This window comes from Actinokineospora spheciospongiae (genome assembly GCF_003182415.1).
Classification (GTDB): Bacteria; Actinomycetota; Actinomycetes; order Mycobacteriales; family Pseudonocardiaceae; genus Actinokineospora; species Actinokineospora spheciospongiae.
Genome location: NZ_QHCP01000008.1, coordinates 192,181 through 209,344, shown reverse-complemented (window position 1 = coordinate 209,344; position 17,164 = coordinate 192,181). Strand labels below are relative to the sequence as shown.

The following is a 17,164-nucleotide window of genomic DNA, read 5'->3' as shown; positions in this document are numbered from 1 at the left end:
CAACCAACCGCCCAGACCCCGCCGCCCGCCAGACAACTGGTTTCCGAAGCGGTCGGCGGCTGCACTGACAGGACTCGATGCGGCTGGTGACCGGGCCGGTGGTTGGTGGGACAGTTGGTTGCCGCCGTGCCAGCGGGTCCGCTGTGGCCGGGGGTCACGCCGAACTTCGGCGGCACAGCAGCCGACCACCCCAAGCATGGCCGGCCTGGCCACCAGCCACCCCTGCAACCGCCAGCCCGGCGAGCACACGTCTGGGCGGGTGGATGCGCTTGCCACCCGGCCACCCCACGAACCGCCTGCTCGGCCACGGACATGCCCGGGTGGGCGGACGCGATTGGCCAACCAACCACCCCGAAACCGGCAGCCCGGCCACGCCCCTGCCCGGGTGGGTGCATGCGCCTGTCGGTCGACCACCCCCGCAACCGCAGGCCCGGCGAACACACGCCCGGGTGGGTGGACGCGCTTGCCACCCGACCACCCAACAACCGCCAGCTCGGCGAGCGAATGCCCGGGTGGGCGGATGTGCCTGGCCAGCCGACCACCCCGAGAACCGGCGGCCCGGCTGCGCGACTGCCCGGGTGGGTGGATGTGTTTGGCCGGGGGTGGCGATCATGTGACAGCCTCTCCGGGCGGTGGGGCATCTTTCCAGCCCCACCCGGTCACACTGGAGCACATGATCGCCATAGGGGCCCCGGCCAAACACATCCACCCAGCCGGGCACCACCCACAAACAACCGGGCTCGCGAAGGCACGGCCGAGCACACCCACCCAGCCGGACACCCACAACAAAACCCCGGGCTTTGCAGGACACAGGCACGGCTGAGCAGCCGGACCGGCACTCTGCGACACGGACACGGCAAAGCCCACCCGGGCACCACAGCTCGCCGAACGCCCCAGGAGCGCACAGCACCAGGGAATCGGCCATCGGGGTGATCAACCTCCATCCCGCCCGCCCCGCCGGCTAGCCTGGGGGCATGGGTGGGCTGGGGTGGGCCTGGGCGGGAGCGTTCGCGCTGGTCGTCGCCGTCCCGCTGCTCCTGCACGCCCACGACCGCTCCCGAGCGGCCCAGCACGGGGACCGGATCGCCGCCGGGGACGAGTGGAGCGCGTTCTCCGTGGGGTTGCTCACCGGCGGTCCCCGGCGGGCGGTGGACACCGTGATCGTGGGGTTGTTGGAGCGCGGGGTGCTGCGGGCCCGGGGCGGGGTGATCAGCCGGGCGGGTCGGGGCGGGACTCTGTCGGGGATGGAGCGGGCCGTGGTGGACTCGGTGGGGCGTGGGGTGCGGTTGTCGAGTTTGCGGTTGGCGGCTGTGCTGGTGGAGAAGCGGCCGTTCCTGGTGGTGTACCGGACGTTCCAGGAGCGGGGGCTGGTGGTGGGCGGTGGGTGGCGGCGGCACTGGGCGATCCTGCAGTGGGCGGTTCTGCTCTGCGGCACCTCGGTCGCTGTTCTGTACCTTGTGGACAGGCGGGCTCTGGACGGGACGTTCGCCGCGGTGGGGGTGGCTGGGTTGTTCGCGGTGCCGGTGGTCCTGCTGGCCGCGCGGCGCGGCAGGCTCGGGAGCGATCCGAGGACCGCGCTGGGGCACGCGGTGTCGCGGCGGTTGCGGGAGCGGGTGGTGCACACGCGGGCCGACGCGGTGGCCGGTGGTGGGCTCGCCGGGATCGGGGACCGGTTGGTGCGGATGAGCATCCAGGACGTCGAGCCCGACGGGGTGTGGGGGCCGTCGGCGAAGGGGTCCGCGCGCGACCTCACCGAGTTGAACTGGCTGGCCGACGAACTGATCCACAACACGGCCTGACTTCCCGGGCCGTCGCAGAAGAGGGAGGACCCCGGCGCGGTCCGCGCCGGGGTCCTCTTCGTCAGCCCTTTCCTACTTCAGCACGACCGGCACCGGGACCACCTGGTCCGGCACCCCGGGGAAGGTGACCTTGATCGACACGGTCACCGGTCCGGCAGGCTTCTTCGCCGTCTTCCACGGCAGCACGAACGTGTTGGTGGACAGGTCGTACACCGGCTGGGCCGCCGCGAGGGACTGCGCGCCCGACGCCGACACCGTGACCCGGCCGCTGAGCAGCAGCAGGATCGAGGTGAGCGGCAGGGGCCTGCCCGACGCGTCGGTGAGCTGGAAGCGGATCGGCACGACCGCGCCCGCCTGGGCCGTGGCGCCCGGGGCCAGCACCTTCACGCCGACCTGCACGGACTGGGTGAGCGCGCCCGTGCTCGGTGTGGAACCCGAGTACGCGGCGGTCACCGGGTGCGCGCCGAGGCCCAGCGCGGAGATCGGCTCCGACACCGCCTTGCCGCCGACCACCGGCACCGGCCTGCCGAACGCCCGCCCGTCCACCGCGAACTGGACGGTGCCCCCGGTCGCGCCGGAGACGGTGGCGGTGAACCGCACCGCGGCACCGACGACCGACGGGTTCGCCGAGGAGGTGACCACGGTGGTCGTCGTGGCGGGGGCCACCACGACCGAGTACTCGCGGCTGGTGCCCGACACCGCGTTGGTGGCGGTCACCGTGAACGCGTGCGTGCCCGCGGTCGTGGGCGTGCCGGACAGGGCACCGGCCGGGGACAGGGTCAGGCCCGGCGGCAGGGTGCCCGCCGTGACCGACAGCGCCACCGGTTCGCCACCGGTGTGCGGGACGGTCGCCGAGTACGCGGTGCCGACCTTGCCGTCCGGCAGGGTGCCCGACAGCGCCACCGGGTCCACGCCGTCGTAGGTGGCGGTGCCCGTGGCGGGGAGCAGGTCGGCGGAGCCCGGGTACGCGGCGGTCACCGGGTGCCCGCCCACCGCGGCCGGGACGGTGATCGACGCCGTGCCGTCCACGAGTTCCGCCGTGCCGAGGGTGGTGGTGCCCTCGGTGAACGCGACCGTGCCGGTGGGCGGAACCGGGCCTGCCACCGTGGCGGTCAGTACCACCGAACCACCGGTCGCGACCGGTGACGGTGCGGCCGTCACCGACACCGTGGCCGCACCACGGTCGACGTGCAGCGAGGTGGCGAACTCCGTCGAGCCGTAGGCGTTGGTGGCGCGCACGGTGAAGGCGAAGTCGCCCGCCGCGGTCGGCACGCCGACCAGGGTGCCGGACTCGGTCAGCGACAGCCCCGGCGGGAGCGACCCGGCCGAGACCGTCGTGGCGGCCGGGCGGCTCAGGGTGAACCCGTGCGTGTACGGCGCCCCGACCGTGCCCGCCCGCGGTGCGCCGGACACCTCGGCCGCCGTGCCCAGGTCCAGTCCGACCAGGACCGGGTCGTGGTCGCTGGTGCGGAAGCGGTCCGGCGCGTACAGCGACGCCACCTGGCCCGGGGTCTTGAAGTCGGTGTTGTAGTCCAGCACCGACGGTTCGTCCGCGTTGTGGTGGGCCTCCCCCGCGCCGGTCACCTGCGGGGTGAGCGACGCCGAGGACAGCGCGTGGTCGAGGTAGCCCCACTGGCCGTCGAACACGTACGAGTAGGTGTTCTCGCCCTGGTACTCCTTCGCCAGGTTGGTGTACCCGGCCGCCGCCAGCGCGGTGATCGGGTCCTCGCCCGCGTAGGAGTTCAGGTCGCCGACGATGAGCACGTCCGGGTCACCGGCGGCGGGGACGACCGTGCCGCCGAGCCAGTTCGCCAGCTCGTTGGCCTGCTGGGTGCGCCGGGCGTTCCAGCAGCTCTGGCCGTCGCCCTGGTCGGTGTCCGGGCCGGTGGTGGGACAGGAGCCCTTGGACTTGAAGTGGTTCGCCGTCACGGTGAACCGCGCGCCCGCCGGGGTCCGGAACGTCTGCGCGACCGGGCGCCGCTCGAACACGGGGTTCTGGTCGACGAACGTCGCGCCCGCGACCGGGGTCACCCGGGCCGGGCGGTAGAGCAGCGCGACCTTGATGGCGTCGGTGCCCGCCACGTCGACCACGCCGGTGGCCGCGTCGGCGTCGACGAACGCCCAGGAGCCGGGGCCGTCGGCCGCGTTGAGGGCGTCGACCAGTGCCTGGATGGCGCTGGTCGGGCCGTAGCCGTCGTTCTCGATCTCCATGACGCCGGTGACGTCGGCGTCGAGGAAGCGCAGCGACTCGACCTCCTTGGCCAACTGGCGCTGGTACTCGGTGTCGCTGGTCGCGCCGCGGCAGTCGGCCGGGCCGCCCGCCGTGCCGAAGCGGCAGCCGGTGTAGGTGTTGAAGAAGTTGAGCAGGTTCGCGCCCGCCGTCTTCACCGCGCCCGCGCCGACGTCCGGGCGGCTGGTGGGCCGCTCGTTGACCGGGTCGAAGGTGGCCGTGCCGCCGAGGGCGCCGATCGGGCGCAGCCGGTAGGCGTTGCCGGAGGCGGCGTTGCCCGCCCAGGTGTAGGTCAGCACGCCGACGGCGTCGGTGACGGTGTCGCCGCCGCGCAGGGTGTTCGCCGCCGACAGCGGCTGCCCGCCGCGGCCGAAGGCGATTGGGTCGGGGTTCTGCGCCTGGGTGGCGTCGTCGATGATCAGGCGGTTGAGGTTGTTGGCGTTCTGCCGCGCCGCGACGGCCGCGGCGTCGGAGGCGGGGATGATCGAGGTCGGCTGCGGCAGCTTGCCGCCGGAGGAGACCACGACCTGCCCGAACCGGCCGAGCTGGAAGTGCTCGGTGACGGTCAGGGTCTGGTGCAGGCGCACCAGCATGCCCTCGTACGGCTCCAGGTCCGCCGCGCTCGCCCGGGGCAGGGTGACGTCGGTCGGGGTGACCGGCGCCCGGGTGCCGCAGGACCGCACGTTCGCGGCGGTCGGGGAGAGCTGCGTCTGGCCCTGGAACTCCGAGATCGGACCGCTCACCTCCACGACGTCGCCGTTGGACACCAGGTCGGCGCCGTTGTCGAAGACGAAGATCCCGTCCGAGGTGGCCGGGTCGCCGTCGCCGCCGTCCTGGAGGTGGAAGCCGCGCAGCGCGGGGCTGGCGCCCTCGTGGTCGGCGACGACGGTGCCGCGCACGGTCACCGACTGGCCCGCCTTCGGGCTGGTGTCGGTGCTGCCCTGCACGGAGCCGATGGTGGCCACCGGGACGGTGCAGGCCGGGGCGGCGCCCACGGTCACGGTCGCGCTGATCGACTTGCGCTGCGCGAGCGGCAGCTCCTTGGCGATCACGCCGTCGCCGTAGAACACCGTGTCGCCGGAGTCGGCCAACACCTGGATCGTGGAGGTGTCGGTGAGCGAGTCCGGCACCGAGACGATCGCCTCGGGCTTGCCGGTGGCCGCGACCGCGTCGAGCGAGCCCGCGCGGAGCACCGGCTGGTGGGTGGCGTCGCCGTCCCAGCCGTAGAGCTTGAACTCGCCCGCCGCACCGGTTCCGCCGTCGGACGGACCGGCGATCACGAGGTACTGGTTGGCGGCGTTCTTGCGGATCTCCCGCACGCCCCGGCCGCCGAGGTCCCAGCGCAGCGCGGACCCGAAGGTCGCGGCGGTGCCGGTGGTCGGGTTGGCCGCGACGAGCGCCGCCGGGTTGGTCAGCGGGACCACGACCGCCTTGCCGTCGGCGGTGACCGGGCCGCGCAGGGCCAGCAGCAGGTCGCCGTTCGGGGCGAACTCGGCGCCCTCCAGGTTGAACCCGGTCGGGCCGGAGCCGTCGCCCTCGGGGGCGCGGGTGGCCGCGGCGGCCAGGCCGAGCGCGGCGCCGTTGGCGTTGTCCCAGGCGATCAGGTCGTCGCGCAGCTTCTGGTAACTGCCGCCCAGGGCGAGGGTGGCCGTCGTGCCGGTGCCGGTCACCGTGGTGGTGAACAGCTCCTGGCGGTTGAGCCGGGTCTTGGCCGAGGAGTTCTGCCCCTGCGAACCGACCCAGTAGATGGTGTCACCCCGCCGGGCGGCGGCCTCGATGTCGATCTCGCGGGTGACGTCGGAGTCGCGCAGGGCCAAGCCCGCCGCGCGGACGTCGAACGAGGAAGCCGGGTAGCGCGAGTGCTCGCGGTCGTAGACGCGCAGCACGTTGGTCTCGTCGTCGGCGACGACCATGGCGCCGCCACCGAGGTCGACGGCGGTGCTGGCGTCGCTGCCGCCGTAGTGGTTGTGCGTGCCCGCCGGCAGCGCGGCGGAAACCGAGACCGGGAAGGTGGTCTGGGCGCTCAGGTCTCCGTCGGAGACGGTGACCGTCAGCGTGGTGTGGCCGACGCCGACGGGGTTGACCGCCAGCGTGCGGGTGGCGCCGGTGCCGGTGGTGCCGCCGGTGGCGATGGCGGGGTCGGCGCTGGTCACGGTGGTGGTCAGGCCGTTCGCCGGGGACTGCGCGTCGGCGACGTCGACCGTGCGGACCGCGGGCGGGTTGTCCGGGTCACCGATCGTCACGGCCAGCTCGGGCACCGGGACCGGGCTGATCGACGGCGCGGTGTTCGGCGCCGTCGACACGGTCACGCTCGCGGTGCGGCTGTTCGCGGTGCCACCCGGGCCGCTGACGCGGACCCAGTAGGAGGTGCTGGCGGTCAGCAGCGGGGTGGTGAAGGAGGCGCTGTCGGTGCCCACCGGGGTCGACTGGTCACCCGCCGAACCCTGGAACCACTGGTAGGACAGCGGACCGGTGCCCGAGGCGGCGACGGTCAACGTCGCGGTGCCGCCCGGGCCCGCGGTGGCGTCGGCTGGCTGCGTGGTGATCGACGGCGCGGTCGGGGCGGTGTCCGCCGCCGGGGCGAACGCGACCCCGCGCAGGGCGGTGTTGGCCGCACCGGTGCGCAGCGTGGTGCCGGTGGCCGCGATCGGGGCGGCGGGGGCGGCGGAGTCGTCGACCCGGACCAGGGCGCCGGTGCCGGTGCTGGTGGTGGCGAACAGCGTCACACCGGACGGGGTCACCTGCCCGGTGATGCCGCGCGCGCCGCTGCCGTTCGGGCGGAACGAACCCTGCGCGGTCCAGGCGGAACCGTCCGAGGAGAACTTGAGGACACCGCCACCGGGGGCAGCGGAGTCGTCGGCGACGTAGAGGGTGTCCACACCGGGGACGGCCGGGTCGCGGTCGAGCGCGACGACCCCGTACGGGCTGGGCGCGGGCGCGACCAGGGTCGCGGTCTGCCCCGCGGTGGTCGGCTGGCCCGCGCCGAGGGTGTAGACGCCGGTGGTGCCGCTGCCGGTGGCGAAGAAGAGCTGACCGCCCGCCGCCGTCACCGTGCGGATGTTGGTGGGGGAGGCGGCGAGCTGGGTGGTCGCGCCGCCGCCGTGCGGGACGTACCGCACGCCGCCGTTGGCGCCCACGGCCCAGTGCCCGCCGCCGTCGGCGGAGGTGGCGCCGCGGATGTTGTTGCCGCTGAACGCGTCGGTGACCGCGGTGGAGCTGTCCACGGTGCCGTCACCGGCCACGCGGGCGACCACGCGGTTCACCGAGGCGGTCGTGGTGCTCGCGACACCCGCAGTGCCGGGGGCCGCGTCGTAGCCGCCGAGGGTCAGGTGGCGGCCGTCCTGGGAGAGGGACAGGGCGCCCTCGGAGGTGGCGCTGCCGCTGAGGGTTACCCGGCGGTTCGCACCGGCGGTGGCCGTGGGGAGCGGGGTGGACCGGACCAGGGTGCCGGTCGCGGTGTACTCGTCCAGGAAGGTGGCGGTGGCGGTGTTGCCGAGGGCGGCCTCACCGGTGCCCACGCGCAGGACGACCACGTCGCCGGGGGTGAAGGGGGCGGCGGACGCGGGGTGCGCGGCCAGGACGGCGATCGAGGGTACGACCGCGACGGCGGTGACCAGCGCGACCGTCAACGGCCTCGGTGGTCGGGTTCTGCGGAGTCGCAAAGGTGCTCCAAGCGGCGGGGGACCGGACCTGCGGCGACCCCCGGCCGCCAGTGGGCCGGGCGTCACCCGCATGGGCGTCGTGGGCGGCGAGGACCGCGTTACCGCGAACCACCGCCCGCACCCCGCATGTCACCTGGTGTTCCCCGGGATTCCGCCGACCGGCCCACACCGGTACCCGCGAACGCCCCCGGTACCCGGTACGGTCCCCGTTCAGCCCGACTGCGGCGGCTGCTGCCCGTGGGCCTGCGGCGGGTACGCCTGCTGCTGGGGCGGTGCCTGCTGGGGGACCGGACCGGACGGCGGGTACTGCTGCGGCGGCCCGTACTGCGGCGCCTGCCACTGCTGCTGCGGCGCGGCGGCGGCCCGCCCGGGCGCGAACGCCACGGCCCCGACCATCCACGCGACACCCGCGACCGCCAGGACCCCCGCGAGCGTCGTGGCGGGCCCGAAGTCGTCCAGGTTGGGCTCGTCGTGGACGACCACCCCCTGCACCCGGAAGTTCGACGTGGCGGGACGGCTGGAACTCCCGCCGCCGTCGAGGTTGAGGGTGCCGAGGGCGACAAATCCGGCCGAGCCGAGCAGGCACAGCACGCCGAGGACGAAGCACACGATCCGCATGGCGGCCACCCTGGCACACCCGCCGCGCCCGCACCCCGGAATCCGCGCCACAGGCCGCCACCCGCACCGCCGCGCGGCACCCCGCCGCCGAGGTCCGCGGCGGCGGGGCGGGCGCCGGTCAGGTCGCCAGGGCCCGGTAGGCGGCCTCGACCAGGCTCAGGCCCCGGGGGTCGCGCAGGCCGGTCGTGGTCATCCGGTTCATGGCGTAGGTGACGACCAGGCGGGCGTCGGCGTCGACCACGGCGAGGGAACCGCCCCGGCCGCCCCAGAAGCAGGTGCGCGGGTTGGGGGAGATGGCCCACTGCGGGTCCGCGAGGGCGTAGCCGATGCCGAAGGTGATCGGCACGCCCAGGACCAGGTCGGTGCCGTGGGATTGCCTGCGGAACACCTGCCCGCGCCCCGCCTCGGACAGCAGCGCGGTGTCGGCACCGGCCAGGGTGGACAGGATCGTCGCCACCGAGCGGGCGTTGCCGAAACCGCCGACAGCGGGGACTTCGGCGCGGCGCCACTCGGGGGTCCAGGTGTCCTCGGGGTCCACCAGGCGGCGGACGGAGACCGGCGGGGGCGTGGCCTTCGGCGCGGCGGGCTGCGACGGCGGGATGCAGTCGGCCACCCGGTGGTCCTGGGAGGCGGGCAGGGACATGGCGAAGTCGGCGCCCGAGACCTCCGCGGCGAGGAAGTCCCCGACGGTCTGGCCGGTGACGCGGCGGATGACCTCGCCGACCAGGTGGCCCTGGGTGGTGACGTGGTAGCCCGAGGCGGTGCCCGGTTCCCAGCGGGGGGCTTGGCGGGCGAGCAGGGTGGTGGCCTTGTCCCAGTCGTAGAGGTCGGTCACGCGCAGGGGGGTGTCCCAGTCGGGCAGGCCCGCGGTGTGCGCCAGGAGGTGGCGGACCTCGACCCGGTCCTTGCCCTCGGCGGCGAACTCCGGCCAGTAGCGCGACACCGGCGCGTCCAGGTCGAGCTCGCCGCGGTCGGCCAGGACCAGGGCGCACAGGTTCGTCACCGTCTTGCTGGTCGACCAGACGCAGACGAGCGTGTCGTGCGCCCACGGCGTGGTCCGCGCCGCGTCGGTGTGACCGCCCCAGAGGTCCACGACCAGGTCCCCGTCGAGGTGGACGGCGGCGCAGGCGCCGACCTCGCCGTGGGCGGCGAACAGGTCGGCGAAGGCGTCGCGGACGCCCGCGAAGCGCTCGTGGCAGGTGCCGTGGATCGGGGTCATGGGCGCGGCTCCGGTGCGGGTGGGCGGGTGGCGGCGGTCAGCGGGGAATCGCGCGCTTCGGCGACCCGCAGGAGGAAGTCGAGTTCCTCCTCCGGACTGGCCCCGCCGAGGGAGCTGACGGTGCTGTGGCCCTCCCGCGCCCCGTGGCCCTGCCGCCGGGCCTCCAGCGCCGCGTCGAGCCACAGGGCCATGACGAAGGCGTCGCGGTCGGCGTCGGGCACGTCGAGGCCGTCGACCCGCTCGACCACGCGCTGCCCCACGTCGGCGGGGACGTGGTCGCGCAGGGCGAGGATGGCGTCGCGGACCTCGATCAGCACGCGGTAGAGGACCAGGGACATGGCCCGCGGGGAGACGAAGGTGCTCAGCCGCGAGTGCGGGCTGTCGGCGCGGACGTGCGGCAGGGCCGTCACCAGGGACAGCCACAGCGGGCGCAGCCGCCGGTGGGCGCGGTGGTCGTCGAGGAACCGGCGCACACCCGCGACCAGCGGCAACCCGGCCGCCACGGCGACCAGCAGGGCCTGCACGCCCATCAGGGGCGAGATGAGCGGCAGCAGGTCCGGGTCGCGGACGGCCGCGTAGACCAGGTGGACCACCCACAGCACGTCGCAACTGAGCATGCCGAGGGTGAACACGGCCAGACCCGCGCGCACCGACCGGTCCTCGGCCTCGGCCTGCCTGCGCCAGCACAGGTAGGCGCACAGCGTGTTGGCGACGAGCTTGAAGCCGAAGAAGAGCACCCAGTAGGCCATCGGCATCTGCGGCGTGGTGATGCCGGAGCGGGTGTGCGCGGGGGCGGTGGCGTCGAGCGCGAGCAGCACCGCCACGACCAGCGCGGTGGTCCCGACCAGCGGCCCCAGGTGCCGCGCGCGGTCGGTGGCGGCGAGGATGACGTGCAGGACGAACGCCCCCGCGGAGATCGAGAGCGCGTGCCGGACCAGGTCGATGGCGCGGCCGCTGGGGATGACCGCCATCAGCAGGTCCAGGACCGGCTGCCGGTAGATGGTCATGGTCAGCGCGATGGCGAAGCAGACCCCGGTGATGCCGCGCTGGCGCCGGTGGCGGACCGACCTCGGGACGCGCAGGAAGGCGACGAGCCACAGCACCGCGATGCCGAAGGGCTCCAACCAGGTGACCACGGCTCAGTCGTTCCGGAAGCCGAGCTGGGTTTCCAACCCGCCCAGCACGCCGGGTGACGGCGGGGCGGCCGGGCGGCGGCAGGTGCCCCTGAGCAGGGTGGCGATCATCTCCGCCTGGCGCTCCTCGTCCGATTCGCCGCAGTCGCGGGCGTAGACCCGCCGCACCGTCCCCGGGTCCAGGTGCGGGGCCAGCCTGAGCAGCCAGGCGCTGTCGGCGCCGGTCCCGCCGGTGCCGGTGTCGTGCACGATCATGTGGCCGAGTTCGTGCAGCACGATGTGCTCGCGGTGCAGGGCGCTGGTCTTGCCCTGGTAGCAGATGTAGTCGACCGCGGCGGTGCCGATCCACAGCCCGCACGGCGCGTCGGCGGGCAGGTCGACCGCCATCAGCCGGATCGGTCTGCCGCGCCGCTCGCCGAGGTGTTCGCACAGCTCGGTGAGGGTGAACGGCCGGTCGAGGCCGAGTTCACGCAGCCGCTTCCGGCACCACCTGCGCAGGCTCGCGCCCTTCATGCCGTCCTCCCCCGGACCCGTCCCCGTGCTCAGTCTGCCGGACCGGCTGCCCCCGGGTCCCCCCGCTCGACCGCTCGGATCTGCTCCACGACCTGCGCCAGCGAGCGCAGGCCGTCCTCGGACAGCCCCGCCATCCTGGTGGCCACCCGCTCGACGCCCGCCTGCCGCAGCGCGGCGATCAGCTCCAGCTCACCGTCGATGCGGTGGGTGACCTCGTCGTCGAGGAAGTAGGCGGCGGGCACCCCGAACAGCTCCGCCAGCAGGCCGACCGCCTGCAGGGTGGGGTTGGTGCTGCGGCCCGCCAGCAGGTTGGCCACGTAGGTGTGCGAGATCGCCTTCTCGCCGCGGCGCCGGTTGATCTCGTCGGCGATCTCGCGGGCGGAGTACCGGTGCCCGCCCGGGGCGGGGATCGCGGCCACCAGGTGGCGCAGCTTGCCCGCCAGGGAGTGGGCGGCAGGCTCGTGCTCGGCCATTCGGCGCTCCCGTCCGCTCGTCGTCGGCCTGTCAGAAGCATCGCACATGGCAACTTTAGTTGCCAGGGTCGTGCGGCGCTGTTAGTGTGCACTGAGGTTTACAGGGGTCACGCGGTGCTGGGGGTCCGCGTGACCACGGGGAATCGGTTCACCGCAGGCGCTGTCCGGTTCAGCGCGAACGCCACCACCGCAACCAGGCCGCCAGGGGCAGGCGCCGCCCAGGCGGCGCCGACTCACGCGGAACCGGAGCGGCCGGGGCGGCGGGTGGCGGGCGGCGCGGTCGCTCCACCGGGTCGGACGCCCGACGCGGCAGCGGGACGTCGACCAGCGCGGCGCGGTCGGTGTAGGCGGCCCAGCGGCGGGTGGCCTCCCGGGCGGTCGGCCGGTGCTCGGGGTGCTCGTGCAGGCAGGACGCGACCAGTTCCCACACCGAGCCCGCCATGCCGTCCGGGCGGGCCGGGCCGGGCGCGGCGGTCGGCGGTTGACCCACGAGCACCTCGTAGGCGGTGGCGCCCAGCGCGTACACGTCCGCCGCGGTGCCCGGCCGGTCGCCGCGGCGGACCTCCGGGGCGGCCACGTCCGGGGTGCGGACCAGGCCGGTGGCCAGCCCGAAGTCGCCCAGCAGCGCGGTGCGCGCCGATTCCGGGCCGGTGAGCAGCACGTTCTCCGGTTTGAGGTCCCCGTGCACCACCCCCGCGGCGTGCCCGGCGGCGAGGCCCGCGGCGGTCTGCGCGAGCAGCGCGGCGGCCTCCCCCAGCGGCAGCGGCCCCCGGTCGAGGACCCCGCGCAGGCTCCCCCCGTCGACCAGGTCCATGACGACACCGACCCGCCCCCGGTCGACCAGGACCTCGTGCACGCGCACCAGGTTCGGGTGGTCGAGGCCGGTGACGGCGGCGGTGGTGGAGCGGACCCGGTCCGGGTCGCGGCTAAATTCGGCGCGCAGCAACCGCACCGCCACCGCGGCGCCGTCGGCGCACCGCGTGCCCGCGTGCACGGTTCCGGTGGCGCCCCGGCCGATCGGTTCGCCGAGCAGGTAGCCGCCGAACACCCGGTCCGGTGTGGACACCGCGGTCGCGGCCGGGCGCACGGGTTCGACCAGGCCTGCGACGACGGCGGCGGTGAACGCGCGGACGGTGCGGGGCCGCCGGGCCGGGTCGGTGTCCAGGCCCGCCCGCAACGCGGTCACCGCGGCGGCCGGGGCCAGACCGCGCGGGAAGTCGGGGGGTGCGCCGGTCGAGGTGGCCAGGTAGGGCGGGCGGCCGGTGAGCAGCGCCCAGAGCCGCGAGGCGCAGCCGAACACCTGCGCCGCCGCGGTCCACGCCCCGCCGTCAAGCACCTCTGGCGGGGTGTGCCCGCCGTCGAACCCGGCCAGCGACGCCAGCGCGGGCGGCACCGGCGTACCGAGCCGAACACCGCCCACGCCGTCCACATCGGACTTGAACAGCGCGGGCACCGGCCCGGCGATCCCCGCGTCGGCCAACGCGGCGAGCCCCGCGCCGTACACCCCGGCCGCCTCGGCCACCGCGGCGGCGGACACCGGCCCGGCGGCCCCCAGCGGGCGGCCCCGGCGCGGCAGCACCAGGCAGGGCCGCCCCTCGGCGTCGGCACCGTGGTCGAGCAGCGGCGCCACGAGGCGGCGGTCCACCGCGGCCAACCGCCGGGCCAACCCGGCGGCCTCGGCGCGCAGCACCCGCCGCACCCCCGCGTCGAGGGCGGCGGTGACCACCAGGACGGTGACCGCCGCACCGGCCGCGGTGGTGCCGTCGACCTCGGCGACCGGCGTCCGGTCGGGCACCGGGCCGGTCAACAGCCTGTCCATCAAGCTCCCCCTGGGTGGCGCGCGGGCATGGCCACCCCAAACCTCGGAACCCGGGTCCCCTACCCCGGCGCCTGAGCGTACCCGAACCACTCCTCGCCGTGACGCCCGTCGCCACCCCCGGGGGTGCTACGCCACCGAGGCGGACACGATCTCCGGCGCCAGCGGTGCCACGGCCCCGATGATGGCCTCCACCGCGCCCGCGGGCACCCCCGCGGCCAGCAGGGCGGCGGTGAGGTGCTTGGCCACCAGGTCGAAGTGCCGCTGCGCGATCCCCCGCCCGGCGTGCACCTCCCGCATCGACCGCCCCGAGTACACCTGCGGCCCCCCGAGCGCGGCGGCGAAGAACTCCACCTGCATCCCCTTGAGCCGCGGCATCGACACGCCCTCGAAGAACGCCACCAGCTCCGGGTCGGCCAACACCCGGTCGTAGAAGTCGTCCACGACCGCGACCAGCGCGCCCTCGCCGCCGATGTCCTGGTAGATGCTCACGCGAACCTCCCGTTGTGGTGGGAGGCCAGAAAACCGGAGGCACGTCACGGGAAAGTGAGGCGCGTGTGACAACCGCGAGTCGCGGGCTCCCTAGCGCCCCTCCACCGTCCGGGCCAGGATGCCCAGGGTGGCGCGCAGCCCGGCCTCCGGGATGATCGGGAAGTTGACCTTGCCCCGGTACCTCTCCTCGATCTGACTCCAGTCGTAGTAGGAGGTGACGGTCGTCCCGACCGCCGAGGGGGCCAACCGGTACCCGTACAGGTGCCTGATCGGCGGCTGGATCTGCCCGTCGATGGTCCACTCGACCTCGGTGTCGGGGGCGAACCGGGTGATGATGACGGTGACGTCGTACTTGCCCATGGGGTAGTCGTTGAGGGATTCGCGGTCCATGTGCACCACGAACCGGTCGCCCACGGCGGTGACCCGGTCCCCCTCGGCGGACTGGAGCATGCCGGAACTGTCGATCGCCACGTGCCCGCGCGGGTCGGTCAGGACGGCGAAGACCTCGGCCGGGGACGCGGCGATCTCCCGGGACACCTCGAAGCGCTCAGTCATACCCCCACCCTCGCAGGCCCGCGCGCGGCGCTGATCGAGGGGTCCGGGCACACTCGATAACCTCTGCCGATGACAACGGGTCGGTTCGGCTACCGCGAGATCGCCGACGAACTCCGCGACCGCATCGACTCCGGCGCGCTCGCGCCGAACGCGAAGGTTCCTGGCGAGAACGAGCTGATGGCGACCTACGGCGTGGAGCAGCCCACGGCCCGCCGCGCCCTGGACGTGCTCAAGAACGAGGGGCTGATTATCGCCCGCCGGGGAGCCGGGACGTTCGTCCGGGAGTTCCGGCCCCGCTGGCGGGTGTCGCCGGATCGCCTCAGCGAAACCGTGTGGGCCACCGGGGACGGCGTCTGGTCCAGCGACGACTCCGAGCAGCCGCCCCGGGTCCTCGACATCGGCATCACACGGGAACCGCCGCCCCCGGCCATCGCCGAGGTTTTGGGCACCGATCGAGTGGTCGTCCGCACCCGCACCTACGCGATCGACGACAACCCGATCCAACTGGCGACCTCCTACTACCCGGCCGACCTCGTGGAGGGTTCCCGGGTCACCGAAGAGGACACCGGTCCCGGCGGCGTCTACGCCCGGCTCGCCGAACTGGGACACAAGCCGACCCTGTTCCGCGAGCAACTGCGCTGCCGGATGCCCCGCGCCGACCAGGCGGCGGCGCTCGGCCTCGCCCAGGGCACGCCGGTCGTCGAGATCATGCGCACCGCCTACACGGCAGATGAGCGGGTGGTCGAGGTCAACACCATGGTCTTGGACTCCAGCGCTTACATGCTGGAGTACCGCTTCACCTCGTGACCACCCCCGCCGAGAAGGTCTGTACAGAAGAACTTGCCGTCAGCAGAAGGTCCTGCTTCACTGGTGGCGACAGCTTCTGTACAGATCATGAGGAGTGGGTATGGACTTCGGTTACTTCCTCTACCGCATCGACCACCCCGAGCAGCGGATTCACGCCAGCTGGACCCTGCTGGCCTTCGCCCCGGTCCCCCTCGACCCCACCGCCCTGACCGACTCGGCGACCACCACGGCCATCGAGGACATGACCACCTGGGCCGCCGCCCACCTGGCCGAGCACCACCGCGATTACGACCTGGTCAACATCTGCCTGGCCTCGGTCGACGAGAACGGTGACCCCGAGTACGTCCTGGCCGAGCGGTACCACGTCATGCTGGACGGGAGTCCACTTGAGACGGGGACCACGGTGGACCTGCGGCACCGGGCGGTGGTGGCCCTGGGTGCCGCGTGAGGTCAGGCCGAGCCGGTGCGGCGGGAGTGCTCGCCCTGCATGAGGTCGTCGCGGGCGCGGGCGACTCGGGAGCGGACGGTGCCGATGGGGCAGCCGCAGACGTCGGCGGCCTCGGCGTAGGAGAAGCCGAGGACCTGGGTGAGGACCAGGGCTTCGCGGCGTTCCGGGGTGAGGGCGTCGAGGAGGACCTGGACCTCCACCATGTCCTCGAAGCCGGAGGAGTTCTCGTGGTGGCGGGCCTGGCGCTGTTCCACCGCGGCCACCCAGTCCTCGGCGGCGGCGCGGCGGGGGCGGGACATGGCCGTGCGGACGCTGTCGACCACGACCCGGCGGGCGATGGACAGCAGCCAGGTGCGGGCGGTGGAGCGGGCCGCGAAGCGCGGGAGGCTGGGCAGGGCGCGCAGGTAGGTCTCCTGCGTCAGGTCGTCGGCGAGGTCGACGGTGGCGAGGTGGGCGGTGAACTGCCACACATCGCGCTGGGTGGCGCGGACGAACCGCTCCAGCGCCCGGCGGTCACCCCGGCCCGCGGCCAGCGCCCACGCGGTGATGTCGTCGTCCTCGGCTCGCACAGTCCCCGAGGGTAACCGACGCCGCAAGGGGAACTTTGTCCGCCGGTTGGGCGACAATACTGGTATGGACTGTGTGACGTGCCGTGAAGCGCTCTCGGCCCGGCTCGACGGCGAGGCCGAACCGGTCGCCGCCGAGCGGACCGACGAGCACCTCGACGGCTGCACCGCCTGCCTGCACTGGTGGGCCCGGGCGGGCGCGGGTGCCCGGCTGCTGCGGGTGCGGCCCGCGGCGCGGGTCCCGGACCTGACCGACCTGATCCTGGAGAACGCGCCGACCCCGGCCCGCACGCCGGGGCTGGTGCCGCGGTTCCTGCTGGGGCTCGTCGCCGTGGCGCAGCTCGGGTTGGGGCTGGCGCAGATCTTCGGCACCGACGCCGCCGCGCACGGCGGGCACCCCGACTCCTCGCTGGCGCTGCACCTGTTCAACGAGAGCACGGCGTGGAACCTGGCCCTGGGCATCGGCTTCTACTGGGTCGCCTGGCGGCCGCGCAACGCCATCGGGATGGTGCCGGTGCTGTCGGGGTTCGTGGTGGTGCTGCTCGGCTACTCCGCGCACGACCTGATCACCGGCTCCGCCCCGGTCCCCCGGGTGCTCGGCCACGGGCTGATCGTCGCCGGGCTGATCCTGCTGATCGCCATCCGCCGCGTCGAGCGCGACCCGGTCCCCGGCGACCTGGCCACCGACGACCGCGAGGACACCGTCCGCCTCCTCGACGACCCCGGCGAGCCCGACCGCGCCGAACCCGGCACCCCGCGCACCGGCCGCCACCTGCGCCCGGCGGGCAAGCACCGCGCCGCCTGAGCGGGCGACGGCGGCGGTGTGCCGGAAC

14 protein-coding genes are annotated in these 17,164 nt (G+C 74.3%); 4 read left to right on the top strand and 10 right to left on the bottom strand.

The features are described from left to right. Nucleotides 1-974: 974 nt before the first annotated feature. Nucleotides 975-1,799 carry a TIGR04222 domain-containing membrane protein gene (locus DFQ13_RS21850; protein ID WP_110081147.1) on the top strand — a complete coding sequence of 275 codons (825 nt, stop codon included), beginning with the start codon at nucleotides 975-977 and terminating at the stop codon, nucleotides 1,797-1,799. A 72-nt stretch (nucleotides 1,800-1,871) separates the two neighbouring features. On the opposite strand, the gene DFQ13_RS21845 is transcribed toward DFQ13_RS21850, so the two are convergent. From DFQ13_RS21845 to DFQ13_RS21805, 9 genes are all read right to left on the bottom strand, one after another. Then, nucleotides 1,872-7,658 carry an ExeM/NucH family extracellular endonuclease gene (locus tag DFQ13_RS21845; protein ID WP_233438519.1) on the bottom strand — a complete coding sequence of 1,929 codons (5,787 nt, stop codon included), beginning with the start codon at nucleotides 7,656-7,658 and terminating at the stop codon, nucleotides 1,872-1,874. A gap of 243 nt (nucleotides 7,659-7,901) precedes the next feature. Beyond that, on the bottom strand, nucleotides 7,902-8,309 hold the full coding sequence (locus DFQ13_RS21840) for a hypothetical protein (RefSeq protein WP_146241322.1): 408 nt from the start codon (nucleotides 8,307-8,309) through the stop codon (nucleotides 7,902-7,904). Nucleotides 8,310-8,427: 118 nt separating this feature from the next. Further along, nucleotides 8,428-9,528 (bottom strand): serine hydrolase domain-containing protein, encoded by a 1,101-nt coding sequence (locus tag DFQ13_RS21835; protein ID WP_110081145.1) that lies wholly within the window; start codon nucleotides 9,526-9,528, stop codon nucleotides 8,428-8,430. Continuing rightward, nucleotides 9,525-10,664, bottom strand: coding sequence for an MAB_1171c family putative transporter (locus tag DFQ13_RS21830; protein WP_110081144.1), 1,140 nt, complete (start codon nucleotides 10,662-10,664; stop codon nucleotides 9,525-9,527). The genes DFQ13_RS21835 and DFQ13_RS21830 overlap by 4 nt, the downstream gene beginning before the upstream one ends. A gap of 3 nt (nucleotides 10,665-10,667) precedes the next feature. After that, nucleotides 10,668-11,174 carry a hypothetical protein gene (locus tag DFQ13_RS21825; protein WP_035288144.1) on the bottom strand — a complete coding sequence of 169 codons (507 nt, stop codon included), beginning with the start codon at nucleotides 11,172-11,174 and terminating at the stop codon, nucleotides 10,668-10,670. A 29-nt stretch (nucleotides 11,175-11,203) separates the two neighbouring features. Beyond that, nucleotides 11,204-11,647 (bottom strand): helix-turn-helix domain-containing protein, encoded by a 444-nt coding sequence (locus DFQ13_RS21820; protein WP_035288142.1) that lies wholly within the window; start codon nucleotides 11,645-11,647, stop codon nucleotides 11,204-11,206. A gap of 169 nt (nucleotides 11,648-11,816) precedes the next feature. Then, complete coding sequence (locus DFQ13_RS21815; protein WP_110081143.1) at nucleotides 11,817-13,466, bottom strand: serine/threonine-protein kinase; 1,650 nt, start codon at nucleotides 13,464-13,466, stop codon at nucleotides 11,817-11,819. Between the two features lie 126 nt (nucleotides 13,467-13,592). After that, nucleotides 13,593-13,955, bottom strand: a complete 363-nt coding sequence (locus tag DFQ13_RS21810; protein ID WP_035288139.1) for a group I truncated hemoglobin — start codon at nucleotides 13,953-13,955, stop codon at nucleotides 13,593-13,595. 90 nt (nucleotides 13,956-14,045) lie between these two features. Then, nucleotides 14,046-14,510 carry an SRPBCC family protein gene (locus DFQ13_RS21805; protein ID WP_110081142.1) on the bottom strand — a complete coding sequence of 155 codons (465 nt, stop codon included), beginning with the start codon at nucleotides 14,508-14,510 and terminating at the stop codon, nucleotides 14,046-14,048. 69 nt (nucleotides 14,511-14,579) lie between these two features. On the opposite strand from DFQ13_RS21805, the gene DFQ13_RS21800 reads away from it, so the two are divergent. Both DFQ13_RS21800 and DFQ13_RS21795 read left to right on the top strand, forming a co-directional pair. After that, a complete protein-coding gene (locus tag DFQ13_RS21800; protein ID WP_110081141.1) occupies nucleotides 14,580-15,317 on the top strand; it encodes a GntR family transcriptional regulator in 738 nt (245 codons plus the stop codon). A gap of 100 nt (nucleotides 15,318-15,417) precedes the next feature. Beyond that, complete coding sequence (locus DFQ13_RS21795; protein WP_110081140.1) at nucleotides 15,418-15,765, top strand: hypothetical protein; 348 nt, start codon at nucleotides 15,418-15,420, stop codon at nucleotides 15,763-15,765. 2 nt (nucleotides 15,766-15,767) lie between these two features. Here the strand turns inward: DFQ13_RS21795 and DFQ13_RS21790 are convergent, their stop codons facing one another. Beyond that, nucleotides 15,768-16,334 (bottom strand): sigma-70 family RNA polymerase sigma factor, encoded by a 567-nt coding sequence (locus DFQ13_RS21790; RefSeq protein WP_233438518.1) that lies wholly within the window; start codon nucleotides 16,332-16,334, stop codon nucleotides 15,768-15,770. A 73-nt stretch (nucleotides 16,335-16,407) separates the two neighbouring features. On the opposite strand from DFQ13_RS21790, the gene DFQ13_RS21785 reads away from it, so the two are divergent. Further along, entirely contained in the window at nucleotides 16,408-17,136 is a 729-nt protein-coding gene (locus DFQ13_RS21785) for a zf-HC2 domain-containing protein (protein ID WP_219994579.1), read from the top strand. Nucleotides 17,137-17,164 lie beyond the last annotated feature (28 nt).